16 protein-coding genes are annotated in these 22,353 nt (G+C 63.2%); 5 read left to right on the top strand and 11 right to left on the bottom strand.

Annotated features, from left to right (window positions below; genetic code table 11):
* Positions 1 to 13: 13 nt before the first annotated feature.
* Together ACM0PY_RS16610 and ACM0PY_RS16605 are read left to right on the top strand one after the other, a co-directional pair.
* Positions 14 to 2,215: a hypothetical protein gene (locus ACM0PY_RS16610; protein WP_180885634.1), complete on the top strand. Its 2,202-nt coding sequence runs from the start codon at positions 14 to 16 to the stop codon at positions 2,213 to 2,215.
* Positions 2,212 to 4,377: a hypothetical protein gene (locus ACM0PY_RS16605; RefSeq protein WP_180885632.1), complete on the top strand. Its 2,166-nt coding sequence runs from the start codon at positions 2,212 to 2,214 to the stop codon at positions 4,375 to 4,377. Before ACM0PY_RS16610 ends, ACM0PY_RS16605 begins: the two co-directional genes overlap by 4 nt.
* On the opposite strand, the gene ACM0PY_RS16600 is transcribed toward ACM0PY_RS16605, so the two are convergent.
* From ACM0PY_RS16600 to ACM0PY_RS16550, 11 genes are all read right to left on the bottom strand, one after another.
* Positions 4,341 to 5,339: a glycosyltransferase gene (locus ACM0PY_RS16600; RefSeq protein ID WP_088496873.1), complete on the bottom strand. Its 999-nt coding sequence runs from the start codon at positions 5,337 to 5,339 to the stop codon at positions 4,341 to 4,343. The two genes, ACM0PY_RS16605 and ACM0PY_RS16600, sit on opposite strands and share 37 nt — an antisense overlap.
* Positions 5,340 to 5,402: 63 nt before the next feature.
* On the bottom strand, positions 5,403 to 7,427 hold the full coding sequence (locus tag ACM0PY_RS16595) for a glycosyltransferase family 2 protein (RefSeq protein WP_414609433.1): 2,025 nt from the start codon (positions 7,425 to 7,427) through the stop codon (positions 5,403 to 5,405).
* A gap of 19 nt (positions 7,428 to 7,446) precedes the next feature.
* Positions 7,447 to 9,618, bottom strand: a complete 2,172-nt coding sequence (locus tag ACM0PY_RS16590; protein WP_180885629.1) for a glycosyltransferase — start codon at positions 9,616 to 9,618, stop codon at positions 7,447 to 7,449.
* 2 nt (positions 9,619 to 9,620) lie between these two features.
* Entirely contained in the window at positions 9,621 to 11,861 is a 2,241-nt protein-coding gene (locus tag ACM0PY_RS16585; protein ID WP_088496870.1) for a methyltransferase, read from the bottom strand.
* Positions 11,861 to 12,586 (bottom strand): ABC transporter ATP-binding protein, encoded by a 726-nt coding sequence (locus tag ACM0PY_RS16580; protein ID WP_414609434.1) that lies wholly within the window; start codon positions 12,584 to 12,586, stop codon positions 11,861 to 11,863. Before ACM0PY_RS16580 ends, ACM0PY_RS16585 begins: the two co-directional genes overlap by 1 nt.
* A 4-nt stretch (positions 12,587 to 12,590) precedes the next feature.
* Positions 12,591 to 13,451 (bottom strand): ABC transporter permease, encoded by an 861-nt coding sequence (locus ACM0PY_RS16575; protein ID WP_143592520.1) that lies wholly within the window; start codon positions 13,449 to 13,451, stop codon positions 12,591 to 12,593.
* Positions 13,448 to 14,620, bottom strand: coding sequence for a cystathionine gamma-synthase (locus ACM0PY_RS16570; RefSeq protein WP_180885627.1), 1,173 nt, complete (start codon positions 14,618 to 14,620; stop codon positions 13,448 to 13,450). The genes ACM0PY_RS16575 and ACM0PY_RS16570 overlap by 4 nt, the downstream gene beginning before the upstream one ends.
* A gap of 123 nt (positions 14,621 to 14,743) precedes the next feature.
* Complete coding sequence (locus ACM0PY_RS16565) at positions 14,744 to 16,114, bottom strand: pyridoxal-phosphate dependent enzyme (protein WP_049416902.1); 1,371 nt, start codon at positions 16,112 to 16,114, stop codon at positions 14,744 to 14,746.
* A 301-nt stretch (positions 16,115 to 16,415) separates the two neighbouring features.
* Complete coding sequence (locus tag ACM0PY_RS16560) at positions 16,416 to 16,652, bottom strand: HP1242/YdcH family protein (RefSeq protein WP_005407964.1); 237 nt, start codon at positions 16,650 to 16,652, stop codon at positions 16,416 to 16,418.
* Positions 16,653 to 16,976: 324 nt separating this feature from the next.
* Positions 16,977 to 17,861, bottom strand: a complete 885-nt coding sequence (locus ACM0PY_RS16555; RefSeq protein ID WP_080375071.1) for an OmpA family protein — start codon at positions 17,859 to 17,861, stop codon at positions 16,977 to 16,979.
* A complete protein-coding gene (locus ACM0PY_RS16550; RefSeq protein WP_005415160.1) occupies positions 17,858 to 18,223 on the bottom strand; it encodes a DUF4398 domain-containing protein in 366 nt (121 codons plus the stop codon). Before ACM0PY_RS16550 ends, ACM0PY_RS16555 begins: the two co-directional genes overlap by 4 nt.
* Positions 18,224 to 18,344: 121 nt before the next feature.
* Here ACM0PY_RS16550 and ACM0PY_RS16545 point away from each other — a divergent pair, with 121 nt between their 5' ends.
* The 3 genes from ACM0PY_RS16545 (at position 18,345) to ACM0PY_RS16535 (ending at position 22,351) form a co-directional block, all read left to right on the top strand.
* Positions 18,345 to 19,472 carry a PilT/PilU family type 4a pilus ATPase gene (locus tag ACM0PY_RS16545; RefSeq protein WP_049416904.1) on the top strand — a complete coding sequence of 376 codons (1,128 nt, stop codon included), beginning with the start codon at positions 18,345 to 18,347 and terminating at the stop codon, positions 19,470 to 19,472.
* 130 nt (positions 19,473 to 19,602) lie between these two features.
* On the top strand, positions 19,603 to 20,886 hold the full coding sequence (locus ACM0PY_RS16540) for a putative DNA modification/repair radical SAM protein (protein WP_180885625.1): 1,284 nt from the start codon (positions 19,603 to 19,605) through the stop codon (positions 20,884 to 20,886).
* On the top strand, positions 20,867 to 22,351 hold the full coding sequence (locus ACM0PY_RS16535) for a UdgX family uracil-DNA binding protein (RefSeq protein WP_180885623.1): 1,485 nt from the start codon (positions 20,867 to 20,869) through the stop codon (positions 22,349 to 22,351). Before ACM0PY_RS16540 ends, ACM0PY_RS16535 begins: the two co-directional genes overlap by 20 nt.
* Positions 22,352 to 22,353 lie beyond the last annotated feature (2 nt).

Below are 22,353 nucleotides of genomic sequence, written 5' to 3'. Positions count from 1 at the left end.
CCGGACTTCCAATATGCATGTCACCATGCCTGCCCGTGTAATCGGGCTGCCGCAGGCTTCCGTCGTCGCAGGACTACTAGCCGCTGCCGCGGCAGTATCCATCATCTCCCGCGTGCCCGGGTCCGAGCTTCTGGGCTTCTGGCAGACGTTGAGTGTGGCGGGCCTTTGCGCGGCGGGTCTCTGGTACGTTCTTGTGCCTGTGGCACGCCGGCTGGTTGTCTGGCAGACAAGCCTCGGGCGACGTGGGCGCTGGCTGTCCATCGTGCTGGCTCTTCTGTCTGGAATGATCTGGCTGTATGCCTTACCAGTCGGACCGGCGCCTGCCGGCGTGGCCGATGTGACGGTGAGTGTGCTTGATGGTAGCAATGAGCATGCACAGGGCCGGGAAGTCTGGCTGCGCCTAGAGCGCGATGGCGTCGATGTGCCTTCGGCGGATCTGAAGCAGACCGGCGACTGGCTCGACAAGGCGCCGTTCCTAGTCGCCGCCAATCCACCGGGCCAAGCCTCCGTACACTGGCATGGATCCTATACCAACAGACTTCGCCTGGTGTTCATTTCGCATGCCTGGTCTGGGCGTGCCCGAGTTGCGTGGAATGGCAACCACAAGGACTTGGACCTGTATAGCGCGGAAGGCAGCAGTGCCACCGTCGATCTGGCAGGCATGGTCACCACCAACGGCTATCTTGCCTTCCCTGAACGCAATGGCCGCCAGTGGTTCACTGCGGCGTGCGATGCGCTTGTACTGGGTGCGCTGACCCTATTCGTCTTTGGATGGCTTGCAATGCGACACTGCATGGAAGCCGAGGCTGCGTCACATGGCGCGCTGGCGAGCCTGCAACGCCAGACGATGATGCTTGCCATGCCCATAGTGCTGACGAGCCTCTTTGCGCTTTTCATCTTCTATCCGGGTCTGATGACCTCAGACTCACTGGATCAATGGCGCCAGGCAGGCCATTTCGCATTCAATGATGCCCACCCGCTACTGTATGGCCTGTTCATGGTGGCCATGCGCTTCGTCTGGGATAGTCCCGCTTCTGTAGCGCTTGTGCAGCTGCTTCTCTTCTCCGCAAGTTGCGGCTGGTTACTGGCCAGCCTGCAGCGCCTGACAGGCACCTCGAACCGAGTTGTCTGGGCATCGGCGTGGCTTGTTGCTCTGTATCCACTGCTGCCGATTACTGCGGTGACGCTGTGGAAGGATGTGCCATACGCCACCGCTGTGATTGCACTGACCGCCTTCCTCATGACTTCGCTGTCCCACCGTAATGCGCAGCGAATCAGCGCAGGCGGTGCCGCTGGCCTCTGCCTGATCATGTTCTGCGCGATGACCCTACGCCACAACGGCCCGCCGGTTGCCTTCGCCGCCGCGCTGGCGCTGTTCTTCCTCGCCAAGAAATCCCGCTTTCGCGTGGTGCTGGCACTGGTCGGCGCCATCGTATTGATGGCTCTACTGAAGGGACCGGTATCGAGCGTAGTCGGCATTGATCGCAAACCGGTGAGCTACATTCTGTATTCGCACCACATTGCTGCGCATCTGGCTGCCCATCACCTGCCCGAAGATCCTCAGGAAAGAGCACTGCTGCGACAGCTCAACCACAAGCAGCCCGACTGGGCGTACAACTGCGCAACGGTCAATCCTGTGATCTTCAACCCGGATTTCGATGCACATCAGGCCATGCAGCACAATGATGACCTGCTCCGGATCTGGTTGGCGCTTGCGACGAAACGGCCCGACATCGAGTATGCCCACGGTCTATGCTCGAGTGGACTGATCTGGCGCGTGATCGATTCGGACATCGACCCCCTGTATCTTGCAAGCCTTGGGCTATGGGCACCGCACGGTAAAGTGACGTGGATTACCGGCGAGGCAGGCGCCCCCTCAGCGGAATCCAAATCGCCACAACTGGCCGAGTTCATAGGCCAGATGGTGTTGATGCCGGGCATGCAGGCTGTGTTTCGGCCGGCACTCTTCATGTATGCGCTCATCTTCGCCTGTGGCGTAGCGATGTACCGCCTCAATGACCGATCGATGGCTCTGTTGTTGTTCCTGCCCGCAGTGCATACCGCCTTCTTGTCCATTTCGATCGTGGCACAGGATGCACGGTACCAGCTGCCCTTGTACGCGATCACCCTGGCTGCGGTTCCGTTACTTCTTTTCGCCCGCAGGGCGACTACCCAGCAGCCCGCCGATGCAAACCCGCGTTCCCGCCCGGCATGAGTTGGTATAAGACAGCCAATGCCAGCGGTCTGGCAGCAGGTGTGGTTCTGTCGGCCGCGTGGCTGCCGGCATCGGCGCGCTTCCTGAGCCTGGCTACAGCGCCTGCAGTGATGGTGTTCATACTTGCCAGCGTGCTGTCTGGCTGGTTGATGGCCGCCGTCCTGCGGCGTACGCACCCGATATGGAGCCGTGTAAGAATCGGCGCGCGGATAGGCTGGATCACCAGCTGCATCTTTGCCGGCTGGCTGCTGACCTGGATGATTCCATTCGACCCGGCACCAGCAACAACGCTGCAGGTGGAGATCGAGTCCCTCGGTAAGGGCACCCCCGAATCCAAGGGATCGGAAGTCTGGGTCCGCCTCATAGCTGATGGCCGTGATGCCCGGCTGCGCGACGTCGAGGCGGGCCCAAGCTGGACTGCGGCTAATGGCTACCTTATCTCTCCGATCAACAGCCCACCGGACAAGATCCACTGGAACGGCCATTATTCCAGCGACGTCTACGTGGAGTTCTTCACCCACCCCTGGTCTGGGCAGGCAACCCTGCGCTGGGCCGGCAAAGAGCAGCACTACAACCTCTACAGCCCCACTGGTGGCGAAATCCGGGTTCGCCTGGCCGGAGCTGTCCCCAATCCACACTTCCTGACGCTTCCCACGCGGACGCCCTTGCAGTATCTGGTGCAGGCCTGCCAGTCCGTGACTCTCGGCCTGCTGCTGTTGGCCGGCTTCGGGCTGGCATCGCGTTGGCCATCGCCCTGGCAATCAGCACGGAACGACGAAGCGCAACCGTCATTGGGCCGGGAAGTCTTGATCGCAGCACTGCCATTGCTGCTTGTCGGCAGCATCCTGCTGGTATTGTTCCTCCCCGCCATCCTGACCACCGACTCATTGAACCAGTGGGCGCAGGCGGCAAGCGGGAGTTTCGATGACGCCCATCCGGTTCTGTATGCGTTCTACCTATGGTTCATCCAGCAGATCCTGCCCAGCCCCACCCTTGCAGCCTGGCTGCAGCTGGCCGTTCTGGCGCTGGCATCCGGATGGTTGGCGACTGTTGTCCGCCGCGCCTGCAACGCGCCGCGCTGGACATCGACGGCCGGCGGCCTGCTGCTGGCTGCGTATCCAGTGACGGCGTTGTCATCCATAACACTGTGGAAAGACGTTCCGTATGCAACCAGCGTGGTCGCGCTGACCGCCTTTGTCATTGGCAATACCTTCCTCGACCGACCAAGCCTGCGCAAGTGGTACAACTGCCTGGCGTTGGTGCTGCTCGCTGCCTGCTGCATGGCGCTGCGGCACAACGGGCCTCCCGTAGCGGTCGCGGCCTTCTTGATCCTCCTGCTGCGGCCCGGTACCCGCATGCGTGTGCTGGCCTGCTTGCTGCTGGCTGCCAGCCTCATGTGGGGCATCAAGGGCCCGTTGGCCGACAGCCTGGGCACGCATCGCAGCAGTGCGGCTTACATGGCATACACCCACCACCTGTCCGCGCATCTGGCAGCAGGGCAGAATCCGGAGTCTGCCGAGGACAACGCGATACTTGAAGCCGTCGACAGCGGAGCCAGCGACTGGCGATATCGCTGCTCGATGGTGAATACGACCATCTTCAATGATCATTATGATATTCCGACGGCCGTGAAGCATCAGGATGACCTGTTCCGGATCTGGCTCGGCATGGCCCTGAAACGGCCGGATATCGAACTTGACCACGTGCTTTGTGCCAGCGGAATGGTCTGGCGCTACCGGACCTCGGGGCCACTGTATCTCTATGTCTTCGGCTTCGAGATCGGCGAAGAGCAGAATCTGCAATGGGTGCAGCCGGGGCTGAGCGGACCGCCGCAAGCATCCGTGCTGCCGAACGCGACCAACTGGATGGGCAAGACCCTGTTGAAGCCGCAGCTGGGACGCCTTTGGCGCCCCGCTCCTTTCCTGATCGCGCTGTGCCTGCTGACCGTAGTTGCGTGGAGGCGCACCGGTGATCGGCGCATACTGCTTGTGCCGATGCTGGTGCTGGTTCATAGCGCGATCCTGATGGTGGCGATCATTGCCCAGGACGCGCGCTATCAGCTTCCCCTCTACATGGTGTGCCTGATCGTCGCGCCAGCGCTCGCGCTGGCACGGCGGCAACCGCATCACATTCCGTTGGCCGCCGGGCGCGCCGCCGGATAGCGCAGCAGGAGGCGATGCAATGCATGACGCGGCATCGCCGCCGTATCATGCGAAAGGAAGGCCAGCAACAGCTGTACCCCAAGAACCAATGGCAACGCTGCCAGCATGATGGTGCCGAGCGGGGTAATGAGGCCACCTTCCACTGAACCGATCCAGTGATACAGGCCGAACGCCACGCCAAAAACGATCATCGGCACGGCAACCAGAAGCTCGAACGAGGCAATGTTCATGTCTCGCAGAAAGTAGCCGTAGATGATTCGCTTGCTGGTATTGCGTACGTGCTTGGCGAGGAACTCGCCAACGATCTTCGATACCTTCAAGCCGCTTATTTCGTCGCCGTAGCGGGCGTCCATCGGCACGTCGAGCACCTTTGCCCTCATCACATTGAGCCGGAACAGGATGTCGCTCTCGAAGAAGTATCGCGAGCTGATCGAGTCGTAAGGCAAGCGACGCGCAACTTCAGCATGGATGGCGGTATAGCCGTTGGTGGGATCGAACAGGTCCCAGTACCCGGTCGATGCCTTTGCCATGAACGACAATCCAAGGTTGCCAATCCGCCGCAGCAGGGGCATCGACTTGATCTCGCGCAGATCGAAGAACCGATTGCCCTTGGTGTAATCAGCATCAGCCCCGAGGATCGGCGACACAAATGCTTCGATCAATGCCGGGTCCATCTGGCCATCGCCGTCGAGCTTGACGATGACCGTCGCGCCGTCTGCCACAGCGCGGCGGTAGCCATGCATGACGGCACCGCCTACTCCGGTATTCACGCGGTTACGCAGCACGACCACACGAGGATCGCTGCAGCTCCGTTCGATCAGATCGCCACTGCCATCAGGGCAGGCATCATCAACACAGTAGATGCGATCGACCTCGGGACCGATTTCAGCCAGCAACACTAGGATCTGGCGGGTCACCTTGTAGCATGGGATCACCACTGCTATGCCTCTATCCCACTCCATCGCCTTTCTCCAGCAACAATGATGCATGTGTTTCTGCCCCGGACGGGGCATCTCAAAGACAACTCAGCGGCGCAGCCACCGCAACAGCGCCGACAATCTGTATCCCAGCCCGACGATGCGACTACGGCGCAATGCCTGCATCTCGTCGAGCGCTTCGACAACGCCACCCAGCAACAGCCCCGATGAGCTCCCGTCGATCCGTGGGGGAGCGGCCAGCGCCCCCAGCAGGTTCGGCGACACCACCGGCCCCTGCCCAATCAACGTCGCCCCGCCCACCATCTCCGCATAAAGCAGGCTGTGGCGAGCGCGCATGGCCGGATCGTGGATCATTGAATCCGGTCGCTGCCGGTAGAAAAAATGTACGTCATTGGTCACAACGAAACGACTGCCTTGTTGCAGCGCGCGACGGTAAAGCTGCCAGTCTTCATAGGAACGCAGGCTTTCGTCATAACCGAGTGCACGCAGTACCGAAGTTCGCGCCAGGCTGGTCGCCGTTGAGAAGCGATTGCCCAGCGCACCGGAATCAAATGCCGCACCAACCATCGGCAAGCCCTGACCGAGCCGCAACTCGTTCACATCAAGCGCAGATTCGTCACCGAAGAAGTAGGCGCAGCGAGGAACAACGAAGTCGTGCGCAGGGTGTCGCTGCAGTGCTCGTACAGCAATCGAAACAAACTCTGGCGACACCAGGTCATCAGCGTCCAGACACAGGGTGAACTCACCCTGCGCTGCGGCAACGCCGGCATTCCTGGCAGCAGACAACCCCTGGTTGAACTCAAGACGGACCACGCGCAGGCCAGCGGTGGGGCTTGCTTCCAGCTCTTCGATGAGCTGCACGGTGCCGGGATCCGTCGATCCATCGTCAACAACGATGACCTCCAGATCGCTCCATGAAAACTGCTGTATGTTGCACAAGGTCTGCGGCAGCCAACGGCCCATGTTGTAGCAGGGCACGACCACGGAGACCTTGGCTGGGCCCGGCGTACCAACGTCAAGCTTGGGCAGCGGCGGGGAAGGCCCCATCCGCAGGTGACGAGTGGGCACCCACTGCTGCGAAGCCCGCAGCGCTTCGAACAGCCCACGGGCATCCGTGTAGCCAAGATGGGTCCGCCCCTGTTCCCACCCCTGTGCGGCAGCCAGCGCCGGGTTGGCGACATCCACAATCAGGCTATGGCCATGAGCAAGCAGCTCCCGCGCCAGAGCCGAGCCTGCAGACCAGCGATCAGGCATGACCACACGCATGGGCGAAGCGCGCAGGCAATCTGCAGGCGCTTCCTGGAAACGATGGCGCAGGGCAGCAGGCACCACATGCAGCACTTCGGATAGAAGCGCAGGCTGGCAAACGACCGAGACCTGCAGCAGACCATCATTGCTCTGCTGCAGGTAACCGGAAATCGCCCGCAGGCACTGCCTGAGAGCAGGCGCTTCGGTTGCGACGCAAGCCAGTGCTGAACCCACTGCATGGTGCTCCGACACGAGCCCGGCTGACTCCAGCAGCGTCGCCTGCAGGTGAAGCGGCCTCTGGCTGCCTGGTAGGAAGTGCTGCAAGGATTCCGCGATCGCCTGACTATCGACCAGAACCTGGTCGCATTGCTCCAGGCACATCCGCTCCATGTCCATCAACATCAGCGCAGCCATCTCGACATTGCGTCCCTGCCTCAGGACTTCGATGGCCTGGATGCCGTCAAACCGCAACATCACGCGCGTAGTGTCAAACACCTCTGACAGAGCTCGCTCCTGGAGAAGTGCATAGGCCAGCGCACCACACGATGGAATCTCCACACAGTCCAGGTGCACATCCTGCTGCAGCGCCCGAAGCGCCGCCATCACCGCCAATGACCAACCGAGCTGCTCCGCGTCACCACTGCGGCGGACATCAGGCAACCGTCGGCCCTGCATCGCATGCAAAGGCGAATTCACGCACAGCGTGCGTCTCTCTGCACACTCCTCGAGCAGGTCGGCGGGCGGCGCTCCCTCGCCAACGATCAGCACCGAAGCAGCGGGCATCGCGCGCAGGCGGGCACGCGCCAATGCAGCCCGCTCTCCGCCAACACGCCAACACGCCAGCTGGATGACGATCACATGCATCGATGCTGCCCCGGAACGCTCACCGCAATCGGCGATAGATCGGCGCCAGTCGCTGCACCGACCATTTACCCAAGCGCAGTACCCATGGCGCCCGCTTCTGCAGAAGCCTGGCAAGTGCCAGGGTGTAGCGCACGGACTCGCTTTCCATCAGTGCCTGCAGCCGATAGGCCATTTCCGCGTTGGAGGCATCCCCCATGAACCCGCTCGGCGATACATGCGCACCAAAGATGAAGTACGCAGGCACCTCCAGTGAGCCGACACGCACGCGCTTGCGCTGCAGGCGCCGGCGCATCGCGATCTGGATCTGCTCCAATTGCCGTTCATCTGGTTGCCCCTGATGCCGTGCAAGCACGTTCACGGCGGAAGTCACCATGAAGCGCGCACCCGACTGGCAGGCGCGCAGCATCATTTCCCATACTTCAAGTGCAGGGATGACGGGATCGAATGCGAAGCGCCTGGCAACCTCGGTCCGGATCACGTAGCTTTCCGGCGCCAGGCAGTTCTCGTAGAGTCCTGCGAGGCGTCCTTCACCATAGAAAATGCGGAATCCATCCGGGGCGACATTGCCGGCGATTACATCATCGGGATCCACGGTCACGCCCACCTGCCCCACGACCACATCAAAATCCGGGTGCGACGCCAATGCGCTCACCGCGACCTTGAGGAAGCCCGGCAGCAACTGGTCACCACCACGCACGAATCCAGCAAACGGCGTCTCAACCAGCGCAAGGCCCATGTTGCGCGCTACAGCGTCACCAACGGGCACCGCAAGCCGATGCACGGACAAACGCGGATCATTGCTACCCAGCTGGTCCAGCGCAGCGATATCGCGTGGGTCCCGCGAGGCATCGTCAATCACGATCAGCTTGTCAAGCGTCAGATTGGACGCGAGGATGCTATCCAGCGTATTCAATACGCGCCCCGCACTATCGCGGTTGACGACGACTACGGTCAATTGCCTGTCCAGGGGAACCGCAGCAGGTATTGCCACCGGATCAAGCCCCTTCCAGGGAAGCGGGTCCTTCGGCACCTCGACCGGCGACAGTCGGCCGGGGGTGCTTTCAAACAGGCCGCAAAGCGCGCGTGCCAGATCTTCGGCGCTCCCATCAAACGTGCTGCAGTTGTATCCATCCCGCCACGGACTGCCCGGCCCGAAAGCCGGATTCTGCGCGTTGAGCACGCAAGCTGCGCCTGACAGCGATGCCTCGTACGCAGCAAGGCAGAAAGACTCCCATGGCGATGGGAATACGCATACCGCGCCAGAAATGCTCTTCTCGCGCGCCGCACCGGTTACGCCACGGGCAAACACCACCCGGCTGCGCAGTTCCTCCGGCACCAGCGAGATGACATACTCCTGATAGCTCACATCAAAAGAATGCGCCAGGAAAACAATGTTGCCCTGATAACGCGGCCTGTCCCGCAGGAACTGGATGCAGCCACGGATGAAAGTATCCGGGCGCTTGATATCCTGCAGTTTCGAAGTGAACAACAGCGGCGTTGAATCATTGATCACGGTGGTCTGTGTGACCGGCTGCATCGTATCCAGCAACACCGGCGGAGCATGCAGGCGCAGGCGTGGAGTCCACTCCTCCTCGCTGAAGCCGTAGAACACGCGGAACGCCTCGGCAACCGGCGCGATCTGACCGACGATAATGTCGCAATCGGCCAGTGCCTTTCGCTCTAGGTCAAAGAGATTCAACCCGTGCACACTCTGCACGCGCGGCTCAAAATCGGCCAGGATGCTGTCTGTAGTGTGCAGGCGCACGGCCAGCGTGGCCGTCGTCAATGCGCTGCCAAGCAGCTTTTCCTGGGTTGCGGCGAACGCAGGTGCCCCCCAGTCCACGAACTCGACATACTCAAGCGGGCCTTTCAGGCGTTCCAGCTCGAGCAGCCCCTGCAGCACATGCACCGATTCCCAATGCAGCATGCTGTGGGTGAACGCCGACATTGGCGGGAAAATCTCCCCACGCTCGTCTACTTGTTGAAAGCGCGAATGCGGCCACGCGAGGAAGGTCACGCCCGGGTGGGCGACCGCGAACGCGTCCGCCTCGACGTTGTCGCCGACGTAAAGTACTGCCATCTCCGCGCGATCTTCTTCCGGCGCGGTCATCAGCATGTTCGCGATCACGCGTCCAATGCCACCGGCGGTAAAGGGGAAAAGTTCGCGGGTAACGAAAACCCTCAAGCCCATTTTTAGATTTCCATAAATTCTGAATATCGCTCGAAGGACAACGCCACCATCTGGCGCGAGTAGGACGACATCATGTCATCCATCTCCACTGCGGGAGCCGCCAATATCCGGCGCAGCGTCTGGCGCACATCGGCAACGCTGAGTGGATCGGCCACCTGGGTAATCTCGACATAGGGATGGTCTTCCAGCGCATCCATCCCCAGACGTCCCCGCAGCGCGGGAGTACCGGCAGCAAGTGCCTCCAACTCCACCATCGGATGGCAGTCGACGATGGAGGCATTCATCACTGCATCGGCTTGCGACATCGCCTCCATCATCTGCAACTGGCTGAGTTTTGGAAGACGCTTAACATTCTTGTCCACCCGGTACGGTAACGCGAAATCATCCGCCATCAGCCAAATGTTTGCCACTTCCGCGGTCGCAGCCGCGGCTGCGGCATTCGTGAAGATGTTCTTGTGAATCAGGTTCCAGGACGGAATGAATACGGTGGCTCCGGTCGCCCGCCGTGGAATGCGCTTGCCGGTATAGGCTGGCGGCATGTTATAGACCTGCCTCTGCCAGCCCGCTACATCTGCAAGCGCCGCATGGGAACCTGCGCGCATGACACTGACCCTGCGGATCAGACCAGTGCGGACCGCCTTGTAGGCCAACGCGAACAGGCGCCGTTCTTCAACATGGATCCACATCGAGGGCGCGCCATGCCAGACCATGTAGATCCGGTCGAATCCGGCTGCAGCGAGGCCTTTCACCCACTGCAACATGCCATCGGAGAATCCATGAATAACCAGCCGATTCACCTTGTTGGCGGCAAGCAGACGGGCCACCTCCTCAACATCGCCGGCGCCGGGCGCTGAGGTACTGGTCACCGCAAGCTTGTGTCCCGGGAGCGAGCCGCAGGCCGCACGGATACCGAACCACTCCTGATGCATGATGTGGCAGACCCGCTCATGCCCAACCACAGCCTGTGCGAATCGCATGTCACGGCGGGCGTTGAATTCGTACACCGGAGGTGCCGGCTGACCGACCGAGGCACTGCCACCCACCGGCGCTTCGAGGTATGGCATGGCGCGCTCTTCCGTTCGGCTGCTCAGGACCTGGCGGACCTGCTCACGGAGGCCCTGTTGCCATTGCAGGTGCTGGTTGGCGCTTTGGGCAGCTTCCAACCGGGCCTGCACCTGCTCAAGCTCTCGCTCCTGCTGCGCCAGCGATTCGACAAGCGTCGCTTCACGCGCATGCAGCGCTTCAATCCGCTCCAAGGACTGGACCTGCTGCACGGAGGTCTCGCCAGCCAGCACGCCGATACGCATCGCCAATGCCGGAAGCGCATCAATGGCTGCGGTAAGATGGCCTATACCATCCAGCAGGCCCACGTCATCGCCTAGATGCTGTCGCGCGATGTCCAGATTCGTTCGCGCGCGTTCTTCGGCCTGACGATAGAGCTCCACCGCATCACGCATCTGCGCGATGTCGCCGCCAAGCGTGGCACTTTCCACTTCCATGCCACGCGCAACAGCCGTGGTAGCTTCCAGCGTCCGCAACAGGTAGTCACCAGCGGTGATCGGTTCAAACCCGCGGGCGCCCGGCACACGAAGCTGGCGTGGGATCCCGGCGGCGGATTCGTGCAGAATGTAGATGGCATGGTCCGAAAGGATTCCGTCTTCGACGTCCACATTCATGTCCGGCGCCAACGTGCCGGCAACATCATGACTCCAGCAACCTGCGTGCCACAGGTTGGCCAGCAGGCTGATCGACACCGGTCGGTTCTCGATGAAGCACAGCCGTCCTTCGGGCGCCAGCAACGCACGCATCTGTGCAAGTACGTCTGCCGCCTGTTCGCGGTCGTTGTGGATCAACACCGAGACGGTGAAGATCACATCAAACTGCTCGCCCTGCATGGCGTCGGCCAACGAAGATCCGACGCGGATGCGATGCCCGATGTCTGCGGCCAGTTCAACAGGCGGTTCACGCAGCAGTGGCTCCACCATAGCAGGGGAGATATCGAAACCGAAGTAGTCCACGAAGGCATGCTGCGGCAGCAACCGCGCAAGACGTCCGAAGCCCACCCCGAAGTCCAGAACCCGAACCGGCCGCCCCAGTTGTTCGGAACGCTCGGCGAGGAATCCCACCAGCCACGCTTCCTGCCGGGCGTAATTGCTGTTGCCCGCCTCACGCCGGATCTTCTGCTGGTCGGCATAGAGATCACCGCTCCTGTTGATCCAGTAGTCCCGGTTACGAGTATTCATCAGGCACGGGCCTCTATCGGCTGATCGCTGGTGATGCGCCCATGCTCAAGATGCATGATGCGATTGCAGTTAGCGGCGATGATGTCCTGATTGTGGCTGGCCAGGACCAGAATGCTGGCCTTCTGTACGATTTCGGCGAGGCGTTGCTGAGCGCGGGCGTTGAAGTCCGCATCGCCGACACCCAACCATTCGTCCATCAGCAGAATCTCGGCATCGAAACTGGTGGCAATCGAGAACGCCAGACGCACCATCATGCCACTGGAGTACACGCGCACCGGCATGTTCACATACGGGCCAAGGCCCGAGAACTCGGAGATCTGCGGGATCTTGCTTTGGATCTCAGCACGGGAAAGCCCATGCAGCAGCCCCTTCAACCGGATGTTCTCGACACCGGTTGCTTCGAAATCCATGCCCATCGTCACGTCCAGCAGATTGGCAACGCGCCCCTGGCTGCGGATGTAGCCAGAAGTTGGCTCATAAACGCCCGCAAGTGTTTTCAGCAACGTGGTCTTGCCTGCTCCGTTATGGCCGACGAGACCCAGCTTGTCACCCTCACGCAGGTTGAAGGTGACGTTCTGGAGAGAATCCACTACGGTCACGTTGCGGCTGGTGGGAGCCACGCGCCCGCCGGTAACGGCGGACATGATGGCTCCCTTCATGGAGCGGTTGTTGGTGCCATAGATCGGCAGCTGGACGCTGCAGTCGACCACTTCAATGAAGGTCATGGTGTTACACCCACAGCGAGATCTTGTGGCGATTTGCCGCCAGGAAGGGAAGCGCGATCACAAACGCCGCGGCGATGAAGGCGAGTACGAAGTAGTACGAGTGCGCTTCTGGAACCTGTCCCATCAGCGGCATGCGCACGATCTGGATGAAGTGGTAGATTGGATTGATATCGGCAACCCAACGATGCGGGCCCAGCATGTCCGCCTTCCAGATGATCGGCGTCATGAAGAAGCCGAGCTGCATGAAGTTTGCGATCGCGGGTTGCAGGTCGCGGAAGCGAGCAGACAGCATGCCGAATATCGCCGTAATGGGAATGGTCGCCAGCACAATCAGGGCAACGCCCGGCAAAGCGAGCAACCAAACCAGCTCCGGCTCGATCTTGAGAAATACAACAAACGGCAGATAGGCGACTGCCCCATGCAGGAACACGATGAAGGTTCGTGTCACCAACCGCATCACATGAAGCGTCATTGGCAGCCGCATCGAACGGATCAGATTCTCCGAAGCAGTGAACGTGGTACATCCCTCCTGCACTGTGGTCGAGATGTAGATCCACACAATATCGCCAAGAGCGATGTAGGGCAGATAGTCCCGAAGGTTCATCCGGAACAACTGGCTGTAGAGCAGGCCAATACCGAGGATCAGCACAAACATGCTGATGGTAATCCAGAAGGGACCCAAGACTGATCGGCGATACTTGTGCTTGATGTCAAGTAGTGCCAACGCCGTCCAAGCACGCCAGGCTCCCATGCCTTCGGCAATGTCACGAATGAACGCCGGGAGAGCCTTCATCTGAGTATCGTGGCTGCTGATTCGGACCGGACGCCGATCAGCTTCCGCCTTCAAAATAGTTTCGGTGTTCAAGCCAATGCTCCTTCCAGATCCACCTGCAGATCCCCCAACTCTTCCACACCCACGCTGAGCCTTACCAGCGCATCACTGATCCCCAGCTGCTCCCGACGCGCCACGGGAATCGAAGCATGCGTCATCACCGCCGGATGGTTCACCAGGCTTTCCACGCCGCCCAGCGACTCGGCCAGGGTGAACAGTTCGGTCTTCTCGCAGAAACGCTTGGCCGCCTCGAAACCGCCCTTGAGCACGATCGAGACGATGCCGCCGTAGCCGGCCATCTGCTTGCTGGCCAGCTCATGCTGCGGGTGCGACGGCAGGCCCGGGTAGATCACCTTTTCCACCGCCGGGTGCTTTTCCAGCCACTGCGCCAGCGCCATCGCATTGGCACAATGCGCCTTCATGCGCAGCGGCAATGTCTTCAGGCCGCGCAGGGCCAGGAAGCTGTCGAACGGGCCCTGCACGCCACCCACCGAGTTCTGCAGGAACGCCATCTGCTCGGCCAGCGGCGCGTTGTCGCCGACCACGACCATGCCACCTACCATGTCCGAGTGACCGTTGAGGTACTTGGTGGCCGAATGCAGGACCAGGTCCGCGCCCAGCTCCAGCGGACGCTGCAGCATCGGCGAGGCGAAGGTGTTGTCGACCACCACGATCAGGCCATGGCGCCTGGCGATGGCAGCGACCGCGGCGATGTCCACGATCTTCAGCATCGGGTTGGTCGGGGTCTCGATCCACACCATCTTCGTCTTCGGCGTGATGGCGGCTTCAAATGCCGCCAGATCGGTCAGGTCGACGAAGCTGAAGTCCAGCCCGGCGGTGCGGCGGCGCACGCGCTCGAACAGGCGGAAGCTACCGCCGTAGATATCGTCCATCGCCACCACGTGGCTGCCGGCGTCCAGCAGCTCGATCACGGTCGAGCTGGCCGCCATGCCCGAAGCGAAGGCAAAGCCGCGGGTACCGCCTTCCAGCGAGGCCACGCAGCGCTCATAGGCAAAGCGCGTCGGGTTGTGGGTACGCGAGTACTCGAAGCCCTGATGCTCGCCCGGGCTGGACTGCGCATAGGTCGAGGTGGCGTAGATCGGCGGCATCACCGCGCCGGTGCTGGGATCGGGCGACTGGCCGCCGTGGATGGCCAGCGTGGCCAGGGCCAGCGCGCGATCGGGCGAAGAGGAGTTGGACATGTCGTTTCCTGAATGGCGCCGACGTGCGGCGCCGTCAAAGGATCGGGAGTCTATCAGCGCGGCCTTAACGAGCTTTGACGCGAATAAACCGGAATTCAGCGGTGAACGGCAGCGATCAGCGGCCTACTGCACGCGACGGCGCAGATAGTTCAGCAGGTCGATGCGGGTGATCAGGCCGAGGAAGGCGTCACCGTCCATCACGATCGCCACCTGCCCGCGGTCGAACACCGGCAGCAGGGCCTCGATCGGCGACTTCACGTCCAGCCGGTCCAGCTTACTGACCATCGCGGTGGCCACGGTGTCGCGGAAGCGCGCTTCGTCGCCGTAGACATGCAGCAGCACGTCGCTTTCATCGACGATGCCGACCAGCTGGTCACCGTCCATCACCGGCAGCTGCGACACGTCATACAGCTTCATGCGCTGGTAGGCGGTGGTCAACAGGTCGTTCGGGCCGATCACCACCGTGTCGCGCTGGCCGTACGGGCGCAGGATCAGGTCGCGCAGGTCGCCGTGCTGCGGGCGCTGCAGGAAGCCGTTGTCCAGCATCCAGTAGTCGTTGTACATCTTCGACAGGTACTTGTTGCCGGTGTCGCAGACCAGCACCAGCACCTTCTTCGGCGTGGTCTGCTCCTTGCAGTACTTCAGCGCCGCGGCCAGCAGGGTGCCGGTGGACGAACCGCCGAGGATGCCTTCCTTGCCCAGCAGCTCGCGCGCGGTGTGGAAACTCTCGGCATCGCTGATGGCATAAGCCTTCTTGACACGGCTGAAGTCGGAGATCGAGGGCAGGAAGTCCTCGCCGATGCCTTCCACCAGCCAGCTGCCCGACTTGTCGTTGAGCACGCCGTCGTTGATGTACTCGGCCAGGATCGAGCCGACCGGATCGGCCAGCACCAGCTCGGTCTTCGGCGAAAGCCTGGCGAACGCACGCGACAGGCCGGTCATGGTGCCGGAGCTGCCGCAGCCGAACACGATGGCGTCGAGGTCACCGCCCATCTGCTCGAGGATCTCCGGGCCGGTGCCGAACTCATGCGCGGCCGGGTTGTCCGGGTTGCCGAACTGGTTGATGAAATAGGCGCCCGGGGTCTGCTCGGCGATGGTCTTGGCCAGGTCCTGATAGTACTCGGGATGGCCCTTGGCGACGTCCGAACGGGTGAGGCGCACTTCGGCGCCCATCGCCTTCAGGTTGAAGATCTTTTCGCGGCTCATCTTGTCGGGAACGACGAGGATCAGCTTGTAGCCCTTCTGCTGGGCCACCAGTGCCAGGCCCAGGCCGGTGTTGCCGGCGGTACCTTCGACCAGGGTTGCGCCCGGCTTCAGGTCACCCCGCTGCTCCGCCGCCTCGATCATCGACAGGCCGATGCGATCCTTGATCGAACCGCCCGGGTTGGCGCTCTCGAGCTTCAGGTAAAGCTCGCAAACGCCGGTGTCCAGGCGCTGGGCCTTGACGATCGGGGTCTGGCCGATGAGTTCGAGGACGGAAGAATGGATGGGCATTCGGAGGACTTTCGATTCGCGCCACGCAGGGCCGGACCGATGATTATCCGACGGATGGCGCTGAATGTCAGGTCGGCGCGGAGATGCCGCCCGCCGGCCCTGTAAAGGGATGCGGGCGGCCCCGGATCGACGAGGAGACCGGTACCGCTCGCATCGGTGAGTGGTGCCTGCAGGCCAAGGCACCACCGCCTGTGGTGCCTTGGCGCGGTCGCCTCATCGGCGGTGCCGCGATGCCGGGGCAGAAGCGCCCGGCGGGGCCATCGATGGCCGGGTCACGCCGTTCCGGGCGCGACGGAGTGCGTCAAAGCGTGGGGGACGTCGTTGGGAGCGGTGTTTCGTACATTCGCAGAAGACGTTGCTTGGCCAGCAGCTTCTCACGCTTCATGCGACCCAGGGTGACATCATCGATCGGGAGTACACCCAACTCCGCGTCCATGCACTTCTTGTTCAACTTGCGGTGCTGGTCATGGAGTGCCCTGAACTCCGGATCACGCGCGCGACGGGCGTCGATCTCGCTCTGGGGCTGATCTTCAAACATGATGGACCTCCTTCGACAGATACACGAACGCCCCGGCCGCAAGGCACGGGGCGTTGTTCATGGAGGAGTGCCGGTCGATGACCACCTGGACGCCTGCAACGACCTGCGGCACTGGCCTGCGCACGTCGATCTGCTGCGGTTCGCGCCCTGCTTGCATCGGCCCGGCCCTCCCATCGTCCGGTCCGCGGCATTGCGTCCCGGACGATTGACCCTACGCCTGCTCAAGGCGGGGTACAAGACCCCTGCGTCAAAAAGACCGAACCCCGCCGGGGCGGGGTTCAGGCTGAATGCTCATCGCAACGAAAAACAAACAATATCAATGCATTACGGCGCGATGATGACCTCGGCCGAGCGCGCCCGGGTGGACGCAGCCTTCTTGCCGCTGACCTGGATCCGGTTGCTGGCGACACCACCCGCGACCAGGGCGTCGCGCAGCGCTTCGGCACGCTTCTGGCCCACGCCGTTGGCGCTGTCGTAGGCCTCGATGCGCAGGCGCCCCTTCTTGCCGATGTTCAGGTACTCGGCCAGGGCCTTGGCCTGGTTGCGGGCGCCACCCGACAGGCTGGAGGCGCCTGCGGCGAACGCGTCACCACCGAAGGTGAAGACCTCACCGCGAGCGTCGAACTTCGAACCGGGCAGCTTCTGCCCGGACACCAGCTCGGCTTCCTCCCGGGCCAGCCTGGCAGCGTTCTGCTGGGCAGCGCTCAGACGCTGCTGCTGCTTGCCGGCCACGCTGGTCAGGGCATTCTCGGCGTCCTGGCGGGCCAGGGTCTCGGCCTCGGCCGCCTGGCGCAGGCGTTCGGCCTCCTCGGCCTGCATCTGCGCCTGCATGCGCAGCTGCTCGGCTTCCTGGCGGGCACGGGCGGCATCGCGGCGGCTGGCCTCGATCAGCAGGTCGCTGCGGGTACGCTCCAGGCGGTCGACCTCGCGCGCGGCCAGCGCGGTGCGCACGGCGGTCTCGGCAATCTCCACCCGGCGCTCGGCCAGGTACGTGGCCAGCTCCTGGTCGCGGCGCTTGGCCTTGTCCAGGGTGGCGATCGCCTGCTGCGCCTGCATGCGCTCGAAGGCGCCCAGCTCAGCGGTATCGGGGTTGGCCTGGATGGCCATCAGGCGCTGGCTCAGCTGCGCCACCATCGGGTTGTCGGCGGCCGTGGCCAGGGTCGGCAGCGCCAGCAGCGCGGCCAGGGTTGCGGCGGTCATCGGCTTCACCGGCGGTCCTCCCCGGTCGACAGCTGGCGTTGCAGCTGGTTGACCTCGTTGCGACGCAGCTGCAGCTGCGCGGTGACGGTGGCTTCCTCACTACGGACGCGGGCCAGATCGGCATCGGCTGCAGCGCGCAGGGCCATCGCCGGGGCGTTCTTGCGCTCGCGGCGGTCGCCGGCGGCGCGCTGGGCCTGCTCCAGCCCCTGCCGGGCCAGCCCGATCAGGTCCGGGGCGTACTGGTCGGCATCGGCCTGGGTGGCCTTGTCGACCGCCTGCCGGGCCTGCGCCAGTTCCAGGGCAGCGTCCTGCGCCCAGGCGGGGGCAGACAGTGCGAATGCAAACGCCATCACATACAGGCCATGGCGCATTCGTGCGAAGCTAAGTCGTTTCATTGGGGAGGCCGTACCGGTTGTCGGTTCACGGCCATTGTCGTCAAGCCGACACCGTGCTGGCAACGGGCGTCGGCCGTTTCGTTGGGGAAAATTCGCAATGGATATCGGCTACTTCCTGAAGCTGATGACCGAAAAGAACGCTTCGGACATGTTTCTGACCACCGGGGCACCGGTCTACATCAAGATCGAGGGGAAGCTCTATCCGCTGGGCAACACGGGCCTGCCGCCGGGCATGGTCAAGAAGATCGCCTACTCGCTGATGGACGAGGGCCAGGTGCCGCAGTTCGAGCGCGAGCTGGAGCTCAACATGGCCATCGCCCTGCCCGATGCCGGGCGCTTCCGCGTCAACGTGTTCAAGCAGCGGGGCGAGGTCGGCATGGTCATCCGCGCCATCCGCAGCCGGATTCCGAGCATCGAGGAGCTGAACCTGCCGCAGGTGTTGAAGGACGTCATCATGACCCCGCGCGGGCTGGTGCTGGTGGTGGGGTCCACCGGCTCCGGCAAGTCCACCTCGCTGGCGTCGATGATCGACCACCGCAACAGCACCACCACCGGTCACATCCTCACCATCGAGGATCCGATCGAGTACCTGCACAAGCACAAGATGTCGATCGTCAACCAGCGCGAGGTCGGCCTGGACACCCATGCCTTCCACAACGCGCTGAAGAACGCGATGCGTGAAGCGCCGGACGTGATCCTGATCGGCGAGATCCTGGATGCGGAAACGATGGAGGCGGCAATCGCCTTCGCCGAGACCGGCCACCTGTGCCTGGCGACCCTGCACTCCAACAATGCCGACCAGACCATCGAGCGCATCCTCAACTTCTTCCCGGAAAGCGCGCACAAGAACGTGCTGATGAACCTGGCACTGAACCTGCGTGCGGTGATCAGCCAGCGCCTGGTGAAGAACAAGGAGGGCCGTCGCCTGCCGGCCACCGAGGTGCTGATCAACACGCCGATGATCCGCGACCTGCTGCGCCGCGGCCAGGTGCACGAGATCAAGGCGGCGATGGAAGCCTCGCTGGAAGAAGGCATGGAGAGCTTCGACCAGTGCCTGTTCCGGCTGGCCAAGGCCGGCACCATCGAGCAGGAGGAAGCGCTGCGCGCGGCCGACTCGCGCGATGGCCTGGCCCTGAAGTTCCGCCTGTCCGAAGGCAGCAGCGGCGAGCACGACCCGTACGCGGATTTCTCGGCGGGCGCACCCAGCATCACCCACGGCTTCTGATCCCACGAAAAAGGGGACGGAGGGGATCAAGTCGTTTATGCACTGGCGACTTGATCCCCTCGATCCCCTTTTTCTGAAGAGTTCAGGGGCGGTCTCATCCAATGAGACCCCTCATTCGTAGGTTTCCTCAATGGAAACCATCCGCAAGCTGGCCATTCTGGCTGATGCCGCCAAGTACGATGCCTCCTGCGCCTCCAGCGGCTCGGGCAAGCGCGATTCGCGCGCCAGCGGCGGTATCGGCAGCACCGAGGGCATGGGCATCTGCCACAGCTACACGCCCGATGGCCGCTGTGTTTCGTTGCTGAAGATCCTGCTGACCAACTTCTGCGTCTACGACTGCGCCTATTGCGTGAACCGGGTTTCCAGCAACGTGCCCCGTGCACGTTTCAGCGTGGATGAGGTGGTCACGCTCACCCTGGACTTCTACAAGCGCAACTACATCGAGGGCCTGTTCCTGTCCAGCGGCATCATCCGCAATGCGGACTACACCATGGAACAGATGGTGGAAGTGGCCCGGCAGCTGCGCGAAGAACACCGCTACGCCGGCTACATCCACCTCAAGACCATTCCCGAGGCCTCGCCGGAACTGCTGGCCAGTGCCGGGCGCTATGCCGACCGCCTGTCCATCAACGTGGAACTGCCGACCGAAGCCGGCCTGAGCGCCTTGGCGCCGGAGAAGACGGTTCATTCCATCCGTGGCGCGATGGGCGAACTGCGCTGGCGCATCGAGGAAGCCAAGGAAGCTCGCAAGGCCCCCGCAGCGGTGGCACCGACGCCCAGCCGCAGCACTCGCCCGCGCCCTCCCCGTTTCGCACCGGCCGGGCAGAGCACCCAGATGATCGTCGGCGCGGACGGGGCAAACGACCGGCAGATCCTGGCCAGCGCCGACAGCCTGTACGGCAACTACCGCATGCGCCGGGTCTACTACTCCGCGTTCAGCCCGATTCCGGACGCCAGCCGGCAGTTGCCACTGCAGCCGCCACCTCTGCAGCGCGAACATCGCCTTTACCAGGCTGACTGGCTGCTGCGCTTCTACGGGTACGGCGTGGATGAGATTACCGATACCACCCAGGACGGCATGCTCGACCTGGATATCGACCCGAAGATGGCCTGGGCGATCCGCCACCCCGAGCGCTTTCCGGTCGATCTGAACCGGGCACCGAAGGAGATGCTGCTGCGCGTGCCCGGCCTTGGCGTGCGCAACGTCAAGCGCGTGCTGATGGCGCGCCGTCACGGGCGGCTGCGCGTGGCCGACCTCGCACGCCTGAAGGCACCGATGAGCAAGCTGCTGCCGTTCGTGCTGCTGGCCGACCATCACCCGCGCAAAGCACTGGACGACCCGGCGGCGCTGCGCGCGCAGCTGGCCCCGCCGCCGCGACAGGGGTCGCTGTTCGATGCCCCGTCCGCGGCCTGACGCGCAGCGCTGGTCGCTGCGGGTGGATCCGCCATGGTCGCTGGAGGCCTGGCGCAGCGGCGCGCGCGAAGCCCTGCTGCGCTGCGTCGCGCCGGAGCAGCTGGACTGGCTCGAGGGCAGCGACGCATCGCTGCTGGACGCGCCAGCGGTCACCTCGGCGCCCGCACAGGCCGATGCTGGCGCACTGACGGTACCGCGCGACTTCCTGGAACTGGCGGCCACCTGCCTGTGCCATCGCGACGGACAACGCATGGCCCTCCTGTACCGGTTGCTGTGGCGCATCGCCCATGGCGAACGCTCGGTGCTGTCAAACCCCGCCGATGCCGACGTACTGCGGGCGATGGCCATGGCACAGGCGGTCCGCCGCGACACGCACAAGATGAAGGCATTCGTGCGCTTCCGCGAAGTGCCTGGCCAGCCTGATGCGTTCATCGCCTGGTTCGAGCCACAGCACCGCATCGTCGACTGGGTCGCGCCGTTCTTCGCGCGCCGTTTCACCGGCATGCGCTGGGCCATCCTCACGCCTTCGCGCAGCGTCGCCTGGGATGGGCAGGCGCTTGCCTTCGGCCCCGGTGCACGGCGCGAGGATGCCCCGGCCGAGGATGCACGCGAGTCGCTGTGGCAGACCTACTACGCCAGCATTTTCAATCCGGCCCGGCTCAACACGCGGATGATGATGCAGGAGATGCCGGCCAAGTACTGGCGCCATCTGCCTGAAGCACAGTTGCTGCCACGCCTGGTGCGCGATGCGGCCGACCGCGTGCAGGAAATGCATGACCGTCCCGCGCAGGCACCGCAACGCAGGATTCCGCTGCGAGCGAACCCTCCGGCATCGGCAGCCGAAGCCAGCAGCCTGGACAATCTGCGCGGACAGGCCAGCGCCTGCCGCCAGTGCCCGTTGTGGGAGCAGGCCACGCAGACCGTGTTCGGACAGGGGCCGGCAGGGGCCGGGGTGATGCTGGTCGGAGAGCAACCCGGTGACACCGAAGATCTGCGTGGGCAGCCATTTGCAGGACCTGCCGGCCAGGTGCTGGACCGCGCATTGGCGGAACTGGGGATCGATCGCGCCACGCTGTACCTCACCAACGCGGTGAAGCACTTCCACCATGAGCGGCGCGGCAAGGTGCGGCTGCACAAGCGGCCGGAGAGCCGTCACATCCAGGCCTGCCGGCCCTGGCTGATGGGTGAGATCGCGCGCGTGCGGCCCCAGGTGATCGTGTGCCTGGGCGCGACAGCGGCAGCCTCGGTATTCGGTCGTGACTTCGACCTCTCGCGTGACCGCGGGCGCTGGCACACCCTCGAGGACGGCACCCGCGGCTACGCCACGGTGCACCCGGCGTGGGTGCTGCGACAGGCCGGCGATGCCCGCCGCGAGGAGGCCTACCGGTTGTTCCGCGATGACCTGGCTCGATTGCAACAGAAAGGGGACGGAGGGGATCAAGTCGAAAATGCACTGACGACGTGATC

Origin of the sequence: Stenotrophomonas sp. BR163, from assembly GCF_047520985.2 — a bacterium.
GTDB lineage: Bacteria > Pseudomonadota > Gammaproteobacteria > Xanthomonadales > Xanthomonadaceae > Stenotrophomonas > Stenotrophomonas sepilia.
Note: the sequence above shows the minus strand (reverse complement) of the source record. Positions and strands in the feature narration are given on the sequence as shown.

What these genes read in the sequence shown, in the direction of transcription:
- ACM0PY_RS16610 (WP_180885634.1), top strand. Translation starts at nt 14, where the DNA reads ATGCATGTCACCATGCCTGCCCGTGTAATCGGGCTGCCGCAGGCTTCC.
- ACM0PY_RS16605 (WP_180885632.1), top strand. Translation starts at nt 2,212, where the DNA reads ATGAGTTGGTATAAGACAGCCAATGCCAGCGGTCTGGCAGCAGGTGTG.
- ACM0PY_RS16600 (WP_088496873.1), bottom strand. Translation starts at nt 5,339, where the DNA reads ATGGAGTGGGATAGAGGCATAGCAGTGGTGATCCCATGCTACAAGGTG.
- ACM0PY_RS16595 (WP_414609433.1), bottom strand. Translation starts at nt 7,427, where the DNA reads ATGCATGTGATCGTCATCCAGCTGGCGTGTTGGCGTGTTGGCGGAGAG.
- ACM0PY_RS16590 (WP_180885629.1), bottom strand. Translation starts at nt 9,618, where the DNA reads ATGGGCTTGAGGGTTTTCGTTACCCGCGAACTTTTCCCCTTTACCGCC.
- ACM0PY_RS16585 (WP_088496870.1), bottom strand. Translation starts at nt 11,861, where the DNA reads ATGAATACTCGTAACCGGGACTACTGGATCAACAGGAGCGGTGATCTC.
- ACM0PY_RS16580 (WP_414609434.1), bottom strand. Translation starts at nt 12,586, where the DNA reads ATGACCTTCATTGAAGTGGTCGACTGCAGCGTCCAGCTGCCGATCTAT.
- ACM0PY_RS16570 (WP_180885627.1), bottom strand. Translation starts at nt 14,620, where the DNA reads ATGTCCAACTCCTCTTCGCCCGATCGCGCGCTGGCCCTGGCCACGCTG.
- ACM0PY_RS16565 (WP_049416902.1), bottom strand. Translation starts at nt 16,114, where the DNA reads ATGCCCATCCATTCTTCCGTCCTCGAACTCATCGGCCAGACCCCGATC.
- ACM0PY_RS16560 (WP_005407964.1), bottom strand. Translation starts at nt 16,652, where the DNA reads ATGTTTGAAGATCAGCCCCAGAGCGAGATCGACGCCCGTCGCGCGCGT.
- ACM0PY_RS16550 (WP_005415160.1), bottom strand. Translation starts at nt 18,223, where the DNA reads ATGCGCCATGGCCTGTATGTGATGGCGTTTGCATTCGCACTGTCTGCC.
- ACM0PY_RS16545 (WP_049416904.1), top strand. Translation starts at nt 18,345, where the DNA reads ATGGATATCGGCTACTTCCTGAAGCTGATGACCGAAAAGAACGCTTCG.
- ACM0PY_RS16540 (WP_180885625.1), top strand. Translation starts at nt 19,603, where the DNA reads ATGGAAACCATCCGCAAGCTGGCCATTCTGGCTGATGCCGCCAAGTAC.
- ACM0PY_RS16535 (WP_180885623.1), top strand. Translation starts at nt 20,867, where the DNA reads ATGCCCCGTCCGCGGCCTGACGCGCAGCGCTGGTCGCTGCGGGTGGAT.